Raw genomic sequence first — 17,704 nt, forward strand, 5'->3', positions numbered from 1 at the left:
ACTAAGCCCCCTTTCCTGCGGGTGCGGCTGCGACGGTGTGGCCCGCGGCACCGAAGGGCTCGCTGCGGGCGTAGCGCCCGAGCGCGGTGAGCGGGAAGACCATGCGGTAGAGGTGGTAGTTGATCGAGAAGTCCCGCGGGAAGCCGGTGCCGGTGAAGTAGGGCTCGTCCCACGAGCCGTCCGGCAGCTGGGTCTCGGCCAGCCAGCGCACCCCGCGCTCGACGGCGGGGGTGTCCCGGCGGCCGGCCGCCAGCAGCGCCATCAGCGCCCAGGCGGTCTGCGAGGCGGTCGAGTGCCCACGCCCGGCCCACTCCTGGTCGGAGTAGGAGCGCAGGTCCTCGCCCCAGCCGCCGTCGGCGTTCTGCACCGACTCCAGCCAGCTGACGGCCCGGCGGATCGCCGGGTGGTCGACGGGCAGGCCGGCCGCGGCGAGCGCCGGGACGGCCGAGCCGGTGCCGTAGATGTAGTTGACCCCCCAGCGGCCGAACCAGGAGCCGTTGTCCTCCTGCTCGGCCAGCAGCCAGTCGATGCCGCTGCGGGCGTGCGGGTCGTTCTCGACGCCGAGGGCGGCGAGCATCTCCACCACGTGCGCGGTGACGTCGGCCGACGGCGGGTCGATGACCTCGCCGAAGTCGCAGAAGGGCAGCCGGTTGGGGAACGGGCTGGTGTTGTCCGCGTCGAAGGCGCCCCAGGCGCCGTTCCTGGACTGCATGCCGACCGTCCAGCGCACCGCACGGTCCACGGCGGTGTCCACCCGGGCCTGGTCGGGGTGGGCCACCCGGCGCAGCGCGAGGACGACCTCGGCGGTGTCGTCGATGTCCGGGTAGTTGTCGTTGTGGAACTCGAAGGCCCAGCCGCCGGGCGCGAGCTGCGGGCGCTGCACGGACCAGTCGCCCGGACGGGTGATCTGCTCCTCCAGCATCCAGTCGGCGGCCTTGACCAGCGCCGGGTGGTCGGCGGGCAGGCCCGCGTCGGCCAGCGCGATCGCGGCCAGACAGGTGTCCCAGACCGGGGACTGGCAGGCCTCGATCATCCGGACGCCCTCCTCCGGCCAGACGGCGAAACGATCCAGCGAGTCCAGCCCGGCCTTGAGCACCGGGTGTTCGAGGTCGTAGCCGAGCAGGTGGAGGGCGATCACCGAGTAGACCGCGGGCGGCTGGATGCCGCCCCAGCAGCCGTCGGCCTCCTGGCGTTCGATGATCCAGCGGGCGCACGCGTTCATGGCGCCGCGCCGCACCGGGCGCGGGCTGAACTTGCGGTAGACGTGCAGCACCTGGTCGAGCCGCTGGAAGACCCCGTCCCAGCTGGCGATGGGCGCCCTGCGCTGTTTGGGGTTGGGCCGTTCGGGGTCGATGTGCAGCTCGTCGATGCCGAACGGCGCCGGGCGCACCGGGCGCAGCGCGCCGACGACGGTCAGCGGCACGATGGTCTGCCTGGCCCAGCAGCCGAACGAGTAGATGTTCAGCGGCATCCACTTGGGCAGGTAGATGACCTCGGGCGGCAGTTCCGGCAGGTGGTCCCAGTCCCACCAGCCGAACAGCGCGAGCCAGATCCGGGTGAAGACCCGGCTGGCCGCCACCCCGCCCTCGCCTCGCGACCACTTGGCGGCCAGCGACATGTGCGCCTCGTCCGGGGAGTCCCCGGCGAGTCGCAGCGCCACGTAGGCCTCGACGGTCGCGGACAGGTCGCCCGGGCCGCCGTGGAAGGTGGGCCAGGCGCCGTCCTCGCGTTGCTGGGATCGGATCCAGCGGGCCGAGGCGGCGGTGGTGCGGGCGTCCTGGATGCCGAGGAACTGACGCAGCAGCAGATCCTCGGCGTCCATGGTCACGTTCGTTTCGAGGTCGCCTTTCCACCATCCGTCGGGGTGCTGCCGCGCCAGAAGGTGGTCTGCGGCGCGCTGCACGGCACGCTGCGCCGCCGCCTCGGTGTCTCCGGCTGGAACAGGATCCGGGTCCGAGGTGCTGCTGGCCGAGGGTGTCCGGTGTGTTGGCGTACCTGGACTGCCATCGGTCGTCGCTGTCATGGCTTCCCCTTTGCAGTTGAGACTTCTGCGGCGTCGGGGGCGGCCGTCGGCCGTCACATGCGAGGGACCGGCGACGTCAGCGCTCCACGTTGCTGTTCTTTACTTCTCGCGGACCACCACAAAATCCGCAAGACCTACGAGTTTACGATTAATTTCTTCCGGCATGTCCATTTTGTCCAGCGCGGCGACGGCGGTTGCGTACTGCCTTCTGGCTTCCTGCGAAGTCCATTCCCGCCCACCGGCCTCTTCGATCAACGCCGCGCGCATGGCGAACTCTTCCTCGTTGAAGGCATCGTTTTCCGGATTCTTCGCATCCGCCGCGAGCAGTTCACCCAGCCGCTCGGATGCGGGACCTCCGGCGGCCAGTGCGGCCACCACGGGAAGGGACTTCTTGCGCTGCCGCAGATCGCTCCAGGCCTGCTTGCCGGTGCTCGCCGGGTCGCCCCAGATGCCCAGCAGGTCGTCCACCGCCTGGAAGGCCAGGCCGAGGTGGTAGCCGTACTCCTCCAGCGCGTCGGCGTCGGCGTCGGACGCGCCGCCGAGCACCGCGCCGATGGAGGCGGCGCAGGCCAGCAGCGAGCCGGTCTTGTTGCCCTCCATGTCCAGGCACTCCTGGACCGAGACCCGCTCCAGGTGCTCGAAGGAGATGTCCTGGGCCTGACCGTCGATCAGTTTGCGGGTGGCGGTGGTCAGCCGCCGGGTGGCCCGGCCGGCCTCCGGGGTGCCCTGCTCAAGCAGCACCTCGTTGGCCAGGGCGAAGAGCGCGTCGCCGACCAGGATCGCCTGGGCGGGGCCGTGCACCTTCCACACCGTGTCGCGGTGCCGCCGCTGCTCGTCGCCGTCGATCAGGTCGTCGTGCAGCAGCGAGAAGTTGTGCACCAGCTCCACCGCGACCGCGCCGGGGATGCCGGTCTCCGCCGGAGCGCCCGCGGCCTCGGCCGTGAGCAGCGCCAGCGCGGGGCGTACGGCCTTGCCGCCGTCGCCGTCCGCGGGCCTGCCGGTCTGGTCGATCCAGCCGAAGTGGTAGGACGCCACGGTGTTCATCGGGGGTGCGAGGCGTGCGACTGCCGCGCGGAGCACTGGGGTGGTCAGGATGCGGCCGTTTTCCAGCAGCGCAATGACGCCGGCAGCGGTCACGTTCTCTCCTCTGGTTGCACCAATAGCACTCATGCCGTCTCCAGGACGCCGTTGTCAACCGGCAGGCCGAGGGCGGACAAAGCTTCTCGTGAGGCGTGCAGACCGCTGCGCACAGCGCTCTCCATGGTCGCGGGCCAGCCGGTCGCGGTCCACGCCCCGGCCAGGTACAGCCCGGGTGACCGGGTGACCGGGCCCGGCCGCAGCGCGCCGACCCCGGGGGTGGGCGCGAAGGTGGCGGTGCGTTCGCGGGTGACGAAGACGTCCCGGACGACGGCGCCACGGGCTTCGGGCAGGACGCGTTCCAGCTCTGGCAGGTAACGGTCGCGCAGGTCGGCGACCGGCAGGTCGATCTCGTCCTCGACGGCCGACTGCGACACGGCCACGTACTGGCCGCCGCCGGTCAGGCCGGAGCTCTCGGTACGGTCGAAGACCCACTGGACGGGGCTGCCGAGCGCCGCGAGAAACGGCTGCCGCAGCACCTGTCTGTCGTAGATCACATGGACATTGAGGATCGGCGCGGTGCCGATCTGCAAGAGCTTTTCCGGATGCTGGACAGCGCCTTCCGGCAGCAGGGCATGCGCCTCGCGCTGCGGGACGGCCAACACCACGATGTCCGCTGTCAGTTGCTCGCCGCGGCCGGGTCCGGTCTCCAGCGAGACCTGCCAATCGCCCGCCGCGGAGTGCTTGATGTCACTTGTCCGGGTGCGCAGCAGCGTGCGGACGCCGGCCGCGTCGAGCGCCTTGCGGCCGCGGCCGTCGTGCAGGTCGCCGAGCGGGGCGTTGGCCCAGCCGATGTCGGCCGCGGCCGGGTCGGTGAGCAGGCCGGTCTTGAAGACCATCGCGGCCAGGCCCAGCGAGGAGTGCGCGGCCGTCGCGTTGAGCGTGGCCACCCCGACCAGGTCCCACAGCGCCTCGATGGTGCGGGCGGACTGCCCGCGGCCGGCCAGCCAACTGGCGAAGTCGACGTCGTCCAGGGCCGGGTCGGCCAGGTCGAGGCCGCGCAGCGCGAGGGCGGCCCGGCCGACCGAGGCGCGCTCGCGCAGCGACAGGTGCGGGTAGCGGGCCAGGCTGGCCGCCAGGTGCAGCGGGACCGGCAGGGCCGCCCTGCTCAGCCGGCCGGTCCTGCCGGTGTTCGCGTCGACCACCGGGACGTCCAGCCGGTCCTGCAGGGTGACCAGGTCGCGGGCCGCGATCCGGTCGAGGAACCACTGGTAGGCGCTGCAGCAGCGCAGGAAGACGTGCTGGCCGTTGTCGACGGTCAGGTCACCGCGCTTGAAGGAGAAGGCCAGCCCGCCCAGCCGCGGGCGCGCCTCTGCCAGGGTGACCCGCAGCCCGGCGTCGGCCAGTTCGAGCGCGGCGGTGATGCCGGCCAGGCCGCCGCCGACGACCACCGCGGTCCGGTCGGGCGACTGCGGCGATCCGCCCTGGGGCCTCGTCATTCGCCCTCCCCTCGGTGCCGGCGCCGCAGGTCGCGGAGCGCTGTCGCGGGAAGTGACGCGGTGCACGGGCGCGGGGTTGCCTGCTGGCGTGTGCGGTGCGTCCGGTGACGGTTCGACAGGTGTGCCGCGTGCCGTGGACCCGCGCCCTCGCGGGTGGGTCTCACGTGTCCTCCCGGGGGTTGCGGGCGGTGCGGCGCGCGTCCAGGCCGGCCAGCCCGCGGACGGCGACGTAGGCCTTCTGGTGTCCGGGCAGTGACACCCGGCCGCGCAGGACGGCCTCGGGGTCGGCGGCGATCCGGTCGAGCAGCCGGCGGTAGATGCCGGCCATGGCGGCCACGCAGGCGCCGCTGCGCCGGTCGAGCATCGGCAGCAGCCGATAACCGGTGGCGAAGAGGCTGCGGGCACGGCGTACTTCAAATTCCACCAGGCCGGCGAAATCCGAGCCGGGCGGGGCGGTGTCGCTGTGGAATCCGGCGGCGCAGCCGAATTTCGCGAGGTCCTGGGCGGGAAGATAGGTCCGTCCGTTGCCGGCGTCCTCGCGGACGTCGCGCAGGATGTTGGTGAGTTGCAGAGCAAGGCCGAGCGTGTCGGCGTATTCGGCGGCACGCTCATGATCGTGCCCATTCACGGTGCCGAACACGCCCAGCGAGAGCCGTCCGATCGCACCGGCCACACAACGGCAGTAAACCGCCAGGTCGTCCCAGGTCTCATATGTCTCGCCCCGAACATCCATCAGAACACCGTCGATGAGTTCGTCCAGGCCTTCGAGCGGAAGGGGGAAGATCCGGGCCGCGTCGGCGAGCGCGACCGCGACGGGGTCGGTGTCGTCCTCGCGGATCTCGCCGTTCCTGACGCGGGTGAGCAGCTGCCGTGTGACATCGAGCCTGGCCGCCTTGTCCGCGGGCGCGAGATCGCCGTCACCGATGTCGTCGACGCGCCGCGAGAACGCGTAGAGAGCCGACATCGCCCGCCGTTTGGCGGTGGGTAGCAGGCGGATGCCGTACGCGAAGTTGCGGGCCTCGTGGCCGGTCACGGTCTCGCAGTAGCTGTATGCGGCAAGTACCGGTCCGGACGTGTGGGCGGAACCGTTCACGGTCCGGCTCACCCCTTTCTTCGCAATGTCGACCCCACTTCGCGCAGCAGGCCGCTCTTGGTGGCTTTGGGCGAACCCGCAAGCACGTCGTATCCGGCACGCTCGACCGATTTCAGTGCCGCACGCCCACCGCCGACGAATCCCGCGAGCAGCAGCCGAAGCCTGCCACGGACGCTACCCACCAGGGGGGTACCTTCATTCAACAGCTCGCGGGCGCGTTCGGCCTCGAACGCGACCAGTGCTTTCACCTGCGGGGCCGCCTGCGGTGCTGCCAGGTCGGCCTCATCCACGGCGTAGCGTTTCATGTCCTCCGCCGGGAGATACACCCGGTCCCTGCCAAGGTCCTCCGCGACGTCCTGGAGGTGCTCGACGATCTGCAGCGCGGTGCACACCGCGTCGGACCAGCGGACCCGTTCCGGCGTCGAGGTGCCGGTGATGGACAGCACCAGCCGGCCGACCGGATTGGCGGACAGTTCGCAGTACGCGAGCAGGTCGTCATACGTCCCGTAGCGGGCCACCTGCTGGTCCTGGCGGTTGGCCGCGATCAGGCCGAGGAAGGGGTCGGGGGTCAGGTCGCAGCGGCGGACGGTGGGTTGCAGGGCGAGCAGCAGCGGGTGGGTCGGGGTGCCGTCGAAGACCCGCCGCAGGTCCGCCTCGAAGGCGTCCAGCATCGCGATCCTGTCGCCGGCCGCGGCCGGGTCGAGGCCCAGCCGCGCCGCGTCGTGGCGGCCGCCGCCGGCCAGGTCGCCGTCGCCGATGTCGTCCACCAGCCGGGCGAAGCCGTAGACCGCCATCAGGTCCTGCCGCCACGCTCGGGGCAGGAAGACCGGGGCCACCGGGAAGTTCTCGCGCGCGGCCTTGTCCAGCACGGCCCGGGACGTGTCGTCCCCGGTCACCGCGAGCTGCCCGGCGGCAAGGCGGGATACGTGCCCCGGAGCAGGATGGTCCCGTTCGTCATGGCCGCCACATCCCCCGTTCTACACCGCCCGGTCGGATCTTCCCATTTCGGACACGCCGCCGCGCCGGGCGTCGCACACCCGGTATCGATCATCAGAGGGCTCCCAGCACCGGTACAGCTTACGTCGGGCCACTGTCCGGCGTACGCCGGGGGCGCGAAGCACACTACCTGCCACAACACGACGATCCCCGCCGGATCATCCGGCGGGGACCGTCGTCTTTCGCGCCGCCGCGGCGCGAGGTGTCGCGGCTACTTGGTGTGTGCCTCGTAGGCCTTGATGACATCGTCGGTCGGGCCGTCCATCAGCAGCTCGCCCTTCTCCAGCCACACCACCCGGTCGCACGTGTCACGGATGGAGTTGTTGTTGTGGCTCACCAGGAAGACGGTGCCGGCCTCCTTGCGCAGCTCCCGGATCCGCGCCTCCGAGCGGCGCTGGAAGGCCCGGTCGCCGGTGGCCAGCGCCTCGTCGATCATCAGCACGTCATGGTTCTTGGCCGCCGCGATCGAGAAGCGCAGCCGGGCCGCCATGCCGGAGGAGTACGTGCGCATCGGCAGCGAGATGAAGTCGCCCTTCTCGTTGATCCCGGAGAAGTCGACGATCCCCTGATACCGCGAGCGCACCTCCTCCTGCGACATGCCCATCGCCAGACCGCCGAGCAGCACGTTGGTGGACCCGGTGAGGTCGTTCATCAGCGCCGCGTTCACGCCGAGCAGCGACGGCTGGCCGTCGGTGTAGATCTTTCCGCTCTCGGGCGGCAGCAGGCCGGCGATGGCCCGCAGGATGGTGGACTTGCCCGAGCCGTTCGAGCCGATGATGCCGATCGCCTCGCCGCGGTAGGCGGTGAAGCTCACCCCGCGCACCGCGTGCACCCGGCGGACGTTCGGTGAGCCGCGGCGCAGCAGCAGCCGGCCGAGCGCGGCGGTGGCACTGCCCTTGCCGGTGCCGGCGCCGTAGACCTTGTAGACGATGTGCACATCGTCGACGATCACCGTCGGGATGCGGGCATCGGCCGTCTGCGTGGGTGACGCGACAGGCTGCTGCTCAGCCACGGCCATACTGCTCCTCCGCCTTCCAGAAGTAGATGTAGCCGCCGGCGCCCGCCAGTACCGCCCAGCCCACCGCGCTGATCCACACGTGCGGCGGCATCTGCGAGGAGGTGACGCTGTCGATCAGTGCGAACCGGGCCAGGTCGATGTAGACCGCGGCAGGGTTGATGTCCAGCAGGATCCGGACGTAGTGCGGGGCGTGCGAGGTCAGGTTCTCGATGCTGTACATGACGCCCGAGGTGTACATCCAGGTGCGGAGCATGAACGGCATCAGCTGTGCCAGGTCGGTCATCTTGCTGCCCAGCCGGGCCACGATCATCGCCAGGCCCGTGTTGAAGATCCACTGGGTGATCAGCGCCGGGATGATCAGCAGCCAGGAGGCGTCGGGCACCTCACCGGTCATCAGCACGATCGCGATGAGCACGAACATCGACATCATCAGCTGCTGGAGCTGCATCAGCGTGAAGGCGATGGGCATCGAGGCCCGCGGGAAGTGCAGCGCCCGGATCAGCCCGAGGTTGCCGGCCACCGCCCGGACGCCGCTCATCACCGAGGACTGCGTGAAGGTGAAGATGAAGATGCCGGTGACCAGGAAGGCGATGAAGTTGTCGACGCCCTTTCTGGTCCCGATCAGCACACCGAAGATCAGGTAGTAGACGGCCGCGTTCAGCAGCGGCGTCATGACCTGCCAGAGCTGGCCGAGGCGGGCCTGGGTGTACTGCGCCGCAGTACGCGCCTTGGCGAACTCGTTGATGAAATGTCGGCGGCCCCACAGCTGCCGGGTGTATTCCGCCAGCCCCGGACGGGCACCGCTGACGGTCAGCCCGTACTTGGCAGCGAGCTGGGAGGGACTGAGGCCGTCATCGGCCGTGGGTGCGGGTGGGGCACCGACGGCGACCGCACCATTGTGCGTTGTCTCGCTCACAGTTGACACTTTCGTCCTCAAGGTGCGCGCCGGGTGCAGGGGATTCCCGGGCTGCGCCTGATGCTCTCAGGTCCGAGCTTGTCAGATGATCGGGGGTCGGCCCAGCCGGGTCAACCGCCAGACCGTCCGCCATTTCATCGGCCGCCGCTCACCGCAGTCAGTGGCCCATCCCTCGCGGAAGCCGCCGAGCCAGGCGCGCAGCGCCGGACCGGACGGCCGCCGCAGCAGCGTCAGGGCGAACCACACTCCGAGGTAGACCGGGACCAGCAGCCACGGCAGGTTGCGCCGGGCCAGCCACACCCGGTTGCGGGCCACCATCCGGTGGTAGACCGCGTGCCGGGCCGGCGAGGTGGTCGGGTGGTGCAGTACGAGGTCGGAACGGTAGTCGATCATCCAGCCCGCGTCGAGCGCGCGCCAGGCGAGGTCGGTCTCCTCGTGGGCGTAGAAGAACTCCGCCGGCAGCGGACCGACCTGCTGGATCACCGTGCTGCGGACGGCGCAGGCGCCGCCGAGGAAGGTGGTGACGCGGGAGTTGCGCATCGGGTCGGCGGCGCGCAGCCGGGGGACGTGGCGGCGCTGGGTGATCCCGGTGTCGGGGTCGGCGATCCGGAAGCTGATGATGCCCAGCTGCGGGTCGGCGGTGAAGGCGGCCCTGACCAGCTCGGCGGTGTCGTCGCCGGGCAGCAGGCCGTCGTCGTCGAGGAAGAGCACCACGTCGACGTCGGCGGCGTCCGGGCCGAACAGCTCGATGCCGGCGTTGCGGCCGCCTGGGATGCCCAGATTCTCCGGCAGTTCCGCGGTGCGGATCCCGTCGGGCAGCTCCGGCAGCGGGGAGCCGTTGCCGACGACGGCGACGTCGACCCGGGGCCCCTGCTGCTTGGCGACCGAGTCCAGCAGGTCCTGGAGCTCGGCCGGCCGGTTGCCCATCGTGATGACGACCGCGCCGACCTTCAGCGGTTCGCTCATGCCCGCCTCACTTCAGCCTGCTGGACGCGAGCACCGATACGAGATGCAGCAGGGTCTGCACCAGTGCGATTCCGGCCAGGACGGCGACCCCGAGCCGGGTGAAGAACAGGTCGCCGCGGACCTGGTCGGCGAAGGCCAGCACCAGGATCAGCAGCGAGGCCTCGACGCCGAGCACCAGCCGGTGGAACTGCAGGGCCGCGGCCGCCCTGCGGGCCAGCGCGAGACCGGAGGAGCGCGGCTCCGAGGCGGTCTCCTTGACCGGCGGCAGGCCGCCCTGGTGGCGGGCGACGCCGACCAGGTCGGTCTCGGCCTTGATCAGTATCGCGCCGAGTGCGGCGAGGGTGCCGAGGAAGGCCCACAGCCAGTCGATCCGGCCGTCGCCCCACAGGTCGGCGGCGCGCATGCCGAAGCCGACCAGGACGGCGGCGTCGCACAGGTAGGCGCCGACCCGGTCGAGGTAGACGCCGCTGAGCGAGAACTGCTGCTTCCAGCGGGCGATCTCGCCGTCGACGCAGTCGAGCAGCAGGTACAGCTGCACCATCAGCACGCCGAGCACGGCGCCGGTGATCCCCGGCACGAGCAGCGCCGGGGCGGCGAGCACGCCGAAGACGGTCATCAGGTACGTGAGCTGGTTGGGCGTGATCCGGGTGGGCGCCAGGTGCCGGTCTATGCGCAGCGAGAGCTCGCGCATGTAGAGCCGGCCGGCCCAGTGCTCGCCGCTGCGCCGGTCCTTGACCCCCGGGGGGTGAACGACCGGGCGCAGTTCAGCTACTGATGGTTTTGGCATAGTCGGCGTATGCGTCCCTGATCTCGGTGGCGGACAGGTCGAGGTGTTCCAGGATGGTGAAGCGGCCGGGGCGGGTCTGCGGGGCGTAGTGCACCGCCTGCGCGAACTCCGCCTCGGTGAAGCCCATCTCCGCGGGCAGCACCGGCAGCCCGTGCCGGCGCAGCGTCTCGGCGAGCAGGCCCGCCTCTTCCGGCGCCCCGCGCAGGTGCATGGCGAAGGCGGCGCCGAGGCCGACCTGCTCGCCGTGCGCGGCGGCCCGTTTGGGGAAGAGCAGGTCGAAGGCGTGGCTGATCTCGTGGCAGGCGCCGGAGGACGGCCGGGTGTCGCCGCTGATCGACATGGCGATACCGGAGAGCACCAGGCCCTCGGCCAGCGTGCCGAGGAAGGCGTCGTCGCCGATGCCCCCGGGGTGCCGCAGGACGGCCTCGCCGGCGCTGCGGGCCATCGCGGCGGCCAGTCCGTCGACCCGCTCGCCGGTCTCGCGGTGCGAGAGCTCCCAGTCGGCGATGGCCGACAGGTTGGACACCGCGTCGCCGATCCCGGCCCGTACGTAGCGGGCCGGTGCCTCCCTTATGACGTCGAGGTCCACGACCACGGCGATCGGGGTGGGGACGCCGTAGGAGCCGCGGCCGTTGTCGTTGTCCAGCGTGGAGACCGGGGAGCAGATGCCGTCGTGCGAGAGGTTGGTGGCGACCGCGACCATGGGCAGGCCCACCCGGGCGGCGGCGTATTTGGTGACGTCGATGATCTTGCCGCCGCCCAGGCCGACGACCGCGTCGTAGCGGTTGCCCCGGATGGCGTCGGCGAGCGTGACGGCGGCGTCGATGGTGCCGCCGCAGACCTCGAACCAGTCGGCTCCCGGCAGTTCCGGCTCCAGGGACGCGCGCAGCCGGGCACCCGAGCCGTCGCTGACGGCGAGGGCGAGCTTGCCGGAGGTGGAGATGCGCTGGTCGGCCAGCAGCCGGGACAGGTCGGCGAGCGCGCCCGCCCGGATGTCGACGACGACCGGCGAGGGGATCAGCCGGGTCAGTACAGGCACGCGATCTCCCGGCCCTTGGCGAGGTCGTCGTCGTTGTCGATCTCGACCCAGGCGACGTCCCCGATCGGTGCGACGTCCACGGTCAGGCCGCGGTCGACCATCTCCTGGTAGCCGTCCTCGTAGTACAGGCCGGGGTCGCGCTCGAAGGTCGCCTTGAGGGCGTCGGCGAGGTCGGCCGCCGCCTCGGCCTCGATGAGGGTCACCCCGATGTACTCACCGGTGGCCTCGGCCGGGTCCATCAGCTTGGTGATCCGCCGCACGCCCTTGCCGGGGGCGGCGACGACCTTCATCTCCTCGTCCGCGAGCGCCTTGACGGTGTCCAGCGCGAGGATCACCCGCCGGCCCTCACCGCGGGCGGCGAGCAGGGTCTGCTCCACCGAGACCGGGTGCACGGTGTCGCCGTTGGCCAGAATCGCACCCTGGCTCAGGACGTCACGGGCGCACCAGAGGGAGTACGCGTTGTTCCACTCCTCGGCCTTGTCGTTGTCGATCAGGGTCAGCGGGAGTCCGTAACGTGCCTCCAGCTCCGCTTTGCGCGCGTAGACCGCTTCCCTGCGGTAGCCGACGACGATCGCGGCCTCGGTGAGTCCGACCGCGGCGAAGTTGGCCAGCGTCAGGTCGAGCACGGTCAGGCTGTCGCGCGCGCCCTCCGGGCCGACCGGGACCAGCGCCTTGGGCAGCGTGTCGGTGTGGGGACGCAGGCGCCTGCCTGCGCCGGCCGCCAGCACGAGGCCGATCATGCGGGTTCTCCTGATTCGTCGTGTACGGCGGCGGCGGCCCCCGAGGACACCCAGAAGCGGATGCTCTCTGTGAGGACCAGCAGCGCGATGGCGATGGCGAGCACCGTCAGCGTGACCGTCAAGCCCGTGCGGTGCGCGGCGACGGCGGCCGCCAGGGCCACGATCAGCGTGCGGCCCTCGTGGCCGCCCGCGCTGCGCACCACGGCCCGTGGCGGCGCTCCGGCACCACCGCGTATGCGGTACACCGTGTCGTAGTGATGGTAGGCGACCGCGGCAACCAGTCCGAAAGCAGCGGGCAACGCTCCGTTCACATCGGAGACCGCGGCGAGCGCCAGCACCGTGCCGTACTCCCCCGCCCTGAACAGCGGCGGCACCAGCCAGTCCAGCGCGCCCTTCAGCCGCTGCGCGACGGCGAAGGCCGAGGTGAGGACGTACAGCCCGGCGGCGATCACCGGATACCAGCTGCCGTGCGGGGCCAGCGCGGCCGTCGCGGCCACCGCGGCGGCGCCGAGCGCAGCCACCGCGGGCGCCGCGAAGGCCGGCGTCCGGCGGGCGAGCGGGCGCAGCACACCGGACAGGGCCTCGGCGAGCGGGCCGCTGTCGCCCAGGTCGTCCAGCGCCCGCGCGGCACGGTCGGTACGGCTGGCCCGGCGGGTCAGCGAGCGGAGCACCCGGCCAGCGGTGGTGTAGCAGGCGGCCAGCGCGCAGCCGACCAGCAGCACCACGAAGGTGATCCGGGGGGTGCTGACCGCGGTCAGTACCGCTATCAGCGCCCACCGCTCGCCGATCGGCAGCACTACCATCCGGCGCACCCAGACCGTCCAGCCGACGCTGTCCAGCTTGTCGGACAGCGCTGCGGTGGGGCTGGTGTTCGCGGTGGCGTCGTGGTTGGCCTCGTTGAAGGCGAAGTCCACGACGTGGCGGCAGGTCTGGAGCACCATGGCGCCCAGCGCCAGCGCCCACACGTCGTCGCCGCCGCGGGCGGCACCCAGGGCGAGGCCGGCGTAGTAGGCGTACTCCTTGGCCCGGTCGAAGGTGGCGTCAAGCCAGGCGCCGAGCGTCGAATACTGCAGCGAGTAGCGGGCCAGCTGCCCGTCGGTGCAGTCCAGCACGAACGAGCCGAGGAGCAGCACGCCCGCCGCGACGAATCCGGCGCGGGTGCCGGTGGCCGCGCAGCCGGCAGCGATCAGCGCCACCAGCAGCGAGGCGGTGGTGACCTGGTTCGGGGTCAGCCCGCGGCGGGCGCACCAGCGGGCCAGGTAGCGCGAGTAGGGGCTGATGCAGTGGGTGGTGAAGAATCCGTCGCGGGCCTTGACCGCGCTGCGCAGCCGCACGGACTCCTCGTCCACGGCGCCGATCGCGGCGACCGCGGCCTCGACCGCGGTCCGGTCGGTGGGCACCTCGGCGACCAGCACGCCAAGCTCGGGCCGGTGCGGCTGCTCGCCGGCCGCCTCCAGGGCGGTGGCCAGCGCGTCGGGCAGCACGTCGACCGCGGCGCCGCGGCGGGGGGCCGGCAGCGGTACGGCCGCGCCCTGCGCGGGAACGGTGGCGGTCTCGGTGGTCGTCCCCGCGGCGGTCACCGTCGAGGTGGCGGTCGCGCCGCCGGTCGTGGGACCGGGCGCCGTCGCGGCGCCGACCGCGGCGTCCCCGGCGGCACTCCGCGCGCCGCCGTGGGCGGACGGTCCGCCAGGGACGTCCGCCAGGGCCCGGACCAGGGCGGCGCGGGCGGCCGGACGGGCGGTCAGGGCGCCGGGGACCGCCGCGGCGTCGAACCGCGGGTCGGTCAGGGCCAGCCGCAGCGCGTGCCGGTGGCCGCGGAAGCGGCGGTCCACCACGGCCACCCGGTCGCCGGCCGGAACCGCTTCGAGCCGGGCCGCGACGGCGTCCGGCGTGTCAGCCTCGACGACCTGGAACCCCAGCGCCCGCAGGTCGTCGGTCAGCGGTGACGACGAACCCGCGGCGGGGGGGCCGGTGAGAATAGCGGTCGGCAGAGGAACCCACTCCCTGGAAGCGTGCGGAGACCGTGCCCGCGGGCGGTCGGCGGCATAGGAGCCGGGCCGCCCGGCACGACGGCAGAGGCTATCGGATGAACGATGGCGGCCGTTCACCGACTATTCGCCCAGACTTGGTGCGCACGGTGTGATCATCATGCGCGATCGGCGCCGCCCCGACAACCAGCATCCCCCGTACGCCGTACGAGTGACCGCGAGACGTCTTCGGCTACCCCTTCCGCGTGGCTCATCACCGCAGGTCATCGCACATGACAACGGTCTCCAGTACCGGCTTGCCCACCGTGGGTGACCGGTGTTGACTGACCGCCGCGGCCGGAAAAGCCCGAACCGGGGAATCCGACGGCGGCCCGGACTACAGAACGGCACACCACCGCGCAAAAGGGAAGGGGACGCGCCGATGGGGGCAGGCCACAGCCACGCTCACGGCCACGGCGGCACCGCGACCGCCGCGCACCGCGGCCGGCTGCTGGTGGCGCTGAGCATCACCCTGCTGGTGCTGGTCACCGAAGTGGTCGGCAGCGCCTTGACCGACTCGCTCGCGCTGCTCGCCGACGCCGGGCACATGGCCACCGACGCGGCCGGCATCGCCATGGCACTGATCGCCGTGCACATCGCGAGCCGCCCGGCGAGCGAGCGCCGCACCTTCGGCTACGCGCGCGCCGAGATCCTGGCGGCGGTGATCAACGCGGTGCTGCTGTTCGGTGTCGGCGCCTTCATCTTCGCCGAGGGCGTCAACCGGCTGATCTCGCCGCAGCACTTCGACGGCGGGGCCACCATCGTCTTCGGCCTGATCGGCATGGTCGCCAACAGCGTGTCGCTGCTGGTCCTGATGGGCGGCCAGCGGGAGAGCCTGAACGTGCGCGGCGCCTTCCTGGAGGTGATGGCGGACGCGCTGGGCTCGCTGGCGGTCGTGGTGGCGGCCGGCGTGTTCCTGGCCACCGGCTGGCGGCAGGCCGACGCGGTCGCCTCGCTGCTGATCGGGCTGCTGATCGTGCCGCGCACCTGGCGGCTGCTGCGCGAGGCCGTGGACGTGCTTCTCGAAGCGGCCCCCAAGGATGTCGACATGGCGGCGGTGCGGCATCACATCGAGGGACTCAAGGGCGTGGAGGGCCTGCACGACCTGCACGCCTGGACCATCACCTCGGGGATGCCGGTGCTGTCGGCGCACGTGGTGGTCAGCCAGGAGGTGCTCGACGAGGTGGGCTACGAGAAAATGCTGCACGATCTGCAGGGCTGCCTCGGAGTCCATTTCGACGTCGAGCACTGCACATTCCAGCTGGAGCCCGCCGGGCACGCGGAGCACGAGGCACGGCTGTGCCACTGAATCACGGCTGCGCCACCGAATACGGTGTCCGCGATTAGCGGCACCTCGCGTGAGGCAGACTGAGGACTTGCCGTCGAATGCGAAGGATGGTTATGCCCAGCAGTCCTGCCACCGATCGACCCGGCTCTGCCGCCGCCGCCCCGCCGCCCGCCGGCGGGGCCGAAGAGCCGATCATGCTCGAACTGGTCGATGAGAACGGTGTGACAACCGGCACAGCGGAGAAGCTGTCGGCGCACCTGGCGCCCGGCCGGCTGCACCGGGCGTTCTCGGTCTTCCTCTTCGACGAGGACGGCCGGCTGCTGCTGCAGCGCAGAGCGCTGGGCAAGTACCACTCGCCCGGCGTGTGGTCCAACACCTGTTGCGGCCACCCCTACCCCGGTGAGCAGCCCTTCGTCGCCGCCGCCCGGCGCACCGCGGAGGAGCTGGGGGTCGCGCCGGCGCTCATGCGCGAGGCGGGGACCGTGCGCTACAACCATCCGGACCCGGCGTCCGGCCTGGTGGAGCAGGAGTTCAACCACCTCTACGTGGGGCTGGTCAGCGGTCCGCTGCACCCGGACCCGGCGGAGATCGACGACACCGCCTTCGCGGGCCCCGCGGACCTGGCGAAGCTGCGGGCCGAGGGGATCTTCTCCGCGTGGTTCGGCTCGGTGCTGGACGCGGCGCTGCCCACGGTGCGCGAGGTGACCGGGGGCCGGGCGGGCTGGTAGCCGCCGGGTCAGCGGGTGGGCGGCTGGAGCGGCAGGGCGGCCCAGATCACCTTGCCGCCGGTCGCGGTCTGCGCGATGTCGCACGAGCCGCCCGCCTCCGCTGCGATCGTCTTGACCAGCAGCAGCCCGCGCCCGCCGGTCCTGGCATGGTCGGTCTCCAGTGCCTTGGGGCGGTAGGGGTGCTGGTCCTCGACGGCGATCCTGATCCAGTCCGGGCCGACCGCGACCTCGACCCACAGCTCGGGCGAGAGCACCGCCGCGTGCCTGACCGCGTTGGTGACCAGCTCGGAGACGATCACCAGCAGGCCGTAGAGGACGTCCTCGTCGATCGGCACCGCCAGGTCGCCGATGAGCGTGCGGACCCCGCGCCGGACCTGGGGGACGGAGGAGTCCACGGCGGGGGCCGTGAAACGCCACACCCCCTCGTACGGTCCCGGGGCCGGAGCCTGATCGTGCGGGACGCTCCCGCGGACCTCCATGACCGTACCCACCATCGCCTTCGCGTGCGTGTCCCCGCAGGCCCCGCCGGTGTCCCGGCGGATTCCGCCTCATGGCTTCGAGTGTCCGCAAAGCCGGGGCCGCGTCAGGCGGGAAACCGTAAGTCCGCGCCTTTCAGCGATTTACGACCGGGGTCGAGCGGTAATGTCACTCCGGCGATCGTTGCTGATCGCGTGTTGCCGTGTTCGTGCCGTCCGGGCGCCCGTCCTGTCCGAGGAGCCGTCATGACCATGCCGCCGGGACTGACGGTCGGCACCATGGCGGGCACCGCGACCGTCACCATCGCCAACCCGGCCCGGCGCAACGCGATGACGCCGGCCATGTGGGCGGCGCTGCCCGGCCTGCTGGCGCCGCTCGCGGCCGATCCCGCGGTGCGGGTGCTGGTGCTCACCGGCGCGGGCGACACCTTCTGCGCGGGCGCCGACATCAGCGGCTTCACCGACGCCGCCGGGCTGCGGGCGGCCCAGGAGGCCGCGGTCGCGGCGGAGGAGGCGCTCGCCGCCTTCCCCAAGCCGACGCTGGCCGCGGTGCGCGGCCACTGCGTGGGCGGCGGCTGCCAGCTCGCGGCGGCCTGCGACCTGCGCTTCGCCGCGCGGGGCGCGCTGTTCGGGGTCACGCCGGCGCGGCTCGGCATCGTCTATCCCGCGTCCTCCACCCGCCGGCTGGTACGGCTGACGGGTCCGGCCACCGCGAAGCACCTGCTCTTCTCCGCCGAGCTGATCGACCACGAGCGCGCGCTGCGCGCCGGGCTGGTCGACGAGGTGTGGGCGCCCGGCGCGCTCGCCACCCGGGTCGCCGAATACGCGGCGCTCCTCGCCACCCGCTCCCGGCTGACCCAGCACGCCGCCAAGGACTTCACCGCGGGCACTGCCGCCCCCGACCGCGAGGCCTACTGGTCGGCGCAGGCCGCCGCCAGCCCCGATCCGCTGGAGGGCGCCACCGCCTTCCTGACCCGCCGCGACCCGCACTTCACCTGGTCCCCGTAGGCGGTGTCAGCGCCCCAGGCCTG

At 71.9% G+C, this 17,704-nt stretch carries 16 protein-coding genes; 3 read left to right on the forward strand and 13 right to left on the reverse strand.

Annotated elements, in window-relative coordinates; translation table 11 throughout:
• Position 1: 1 nt before the first annotated feature.
• From shc to OG702_RS07250, 12 genes are all read right to left on the reverse strand, one after another.
• Entirely contained in the window at positions 2-2,023 is a 2,022-nt protein-coding gene (gene shc / locus OG702_RS07195) for a squalene--hopene cyclase (RefSeq protein ID WP_327288020.1), read from the reverse strand.
• Between the two features lie 99 nt (positions 2,024-2,122).
• Positions 2,123-3,193, reverse strand: a complete 1,071-nt coding sequence (locus OG702_RS07200; protein WP_327288021.1) for a polyprenyl synthetase family protein — start codon at positions 3,191-3,193, stop codon at positions 2,123-2,125.
• Positions 3,190-4,599 (reverse strand): hydroxysqualene dehydroxylase HpnE, encoded by a 1,410-nt coding sequence (hpnE, locus tag OG702_RS07205; RefSeq protein WP_327288022.1) that lies wholly within the window; start codon positions 4,597-4,599, stop codon positions 3,190-3,192. The genes OG702_RS07200 and hpnE overlap by 4 nt, the downstream gene beginning before the upstream one ends.
• A gap of 160 nt (positions 4,600-4,759) precedes the next feature.
• Positions 4,760-5,704 (reverse strand): presqualene diphosphate synthase HpnD, encoded by a 945-nt coding sequence (gene hpnD, locus OG702_RS07210; RefSeq protein WP_327288023.1) that lies wholly within the window; start codon positions 5,702-5,704, stop codon positions 4,760-4,762.
• Positions 5,701-6,588 carry a squalene synthase HpnC gene (gene hpnC / locus OG702_RS07215; RefSeq protein ID WP_327288024.1) on the reverse strand — a complete coding sequence of 296 codons (888 nt, stop codon included), beginning with the start codon at positions 6,586-6,588 and terminating at the stop codon, positions 5,701-5,703. Before hpnC ends, hpnD begins: the two co-directional genes overlap by 4 nt.
• 311 nt (positions 6,589-6,899) lie before the next feature.
• Positions 6,900-7,706: an ABC transporter ATP-binding protein gene (locus OG702_RS07220; protein WP_327288025.1), complete on the reverse strand. Its 807-nt coding sequence runs from the start codon at positions 7,704-7,706 to the stop codon at positions 6,900-6,902.
• Positions 7,693-8,622 (reverse strand): ABC transporter permease, encoded by a 930-nt coding sequence (locus tag OG702_RS07225; protein ID WP_327288026.1) that lies wholly within the window; start codon positions 8,620-8,622, stop codon positions 7,693-7,695. The genes OG702_RS07220 and OG702_RS07225 overlap by 14 nt, the downstream gene beginning before the upstream one ends.
• 81 nt (positions 8,623-8,703) lie before the next feature.
• The gene (locus OG702_RS07230; protein ID WP_327293113.1) at positions 8,704-9,576 is read right to left on the reverse strand and encodes a glycosyltransferase family 2 protein; all 873 of its coding nucleotides are present in this window, start codon (positions 9,574-9,576) and stop codon (positions 8,704-8,706) included.
• 19 nt (positions 9,577-9,595) lie between these two features.
• On the reverse strand, positions 9,596-10,375 hold the full coding sequence (locus tag OG702_RS07235; RefSeq protein WP_327288027.1) for a CDP-alcohol phosphatidyltransferase family protein: 780 nt from the start codon (positions 10,373-10,375) through the stop codon (positions 9,596-9,598).
• Positions 10,353-11,414: an iron-containing alcohol dehydrogenase family protein gene (locus OG702_RS07240; RefSeq protein ID WP_327288028.1), complete on the reverse strand. Its 1,062-nt coding sequence runs from the start codon at positions 11,412-11,414 to the stop codon at positions 10,353-10,355. The genes OG702_RS07235 and OG702_RS07240 overlap by 23 nt, the downstream gene beginning before the upstream one ends.
• Positions 11,402-12,154: a phosphocholine cytidylyltransferase family protein gene (locus OG702_RS07245; RefSeq protein WP_327288029.1), complete on the reverse strand. Its 753-nt coding sequence runs from the start codon at positions 12,152-12,154 to the stop codon at positions 11,402-11,404. Before OG702_RS07245 ends, OG702_RS07240 begins: the two co-directional genes overlap by 13 nt.
• On the reverse strand, positions 12,151-13,986 hold the full coding sequence (locus tag OG702_RS07250; RefSeq protein ID WP_442814324.1) for a DUF5941 domain-containing protein: 1,836 nt from the start codon (positions 13,984-13,986) through the stop codon (positions 12,151-12,153). The genes OG702_RS07245 and OG702_RS07250 overlap by 4 nt, the downstream gene beginning before the upstream one ends.
• A 577-nt stretch (positions 13,987-14,563) precedes the next feature.
• Here OG702_RS07250 and OG702_RS07255 point away from each other — a divergent pair.
• Positions 14,564-15,490: a cation diffusion facilitator family transporter gene (locus OG702_RS07255; RefSeq protein ID WP_327288030.1), complete on the forward strand. Its 927-nt coding sequence runs from the start codon at positions 14,564-14,566 to the stop codon at positions 15,488-15,490.
• Positions 15,491-15,582: 92 nt separating this feature from the next.
• Positions 15,583-16,197 (forward strand): isopentenyl-diphosphate Delta-isomerase, encoded by a 615-nt coding sequence (gene idi, locus OG702_RS07260; RefSeq protein ID WP_327288031.1) that lies wholly within the window; start codon positions 15,583-15,585, stop codon positions 16,195-16,197.
• 8 nt (positions 16,198-16,205) lie between these two features.
• Here idi and OG702_RS07265 read toward each other — a convergent pair whose 3' ends face one another.
• A complete protein-coding gene (locus tag OG702_RS07265) occupies positions 16,206-16,676 on the reverse strand; it encodes an ATP-binding protein (protein ID WP_327288032.1) in 471 nt (156 codons plus the stop codon).
• 249 nt (positions 16,677-16,925) lie between these two features.
• On the opposite strand from OG702_RS07265, the gene OG702_RS07270 reads away from it, so the two are divergent.
• Positions 16,926-17,681 (forward strand): enoyl-CoA hydratase/isomerase family protein, encoded by a 756-nt coding sequence (locus OG702_RS07270; protein WP_442814696.1) that lies wholly within the window; start codon positions 16,926-16,928, stop codon positions 17,679-17,681.
• Positions 17,682-17,704: the final 23 nt, after the last annotated feature.

Origin of the sequence: Streptomyces sp. NBC_01198, assembly GCF_036010485.1 — a bacterium.
GTDB lineage: Bacteria > Actinomycetota > Actinomycetes > Streptomycetales > Streptomycetaceae > Actinacidiphila.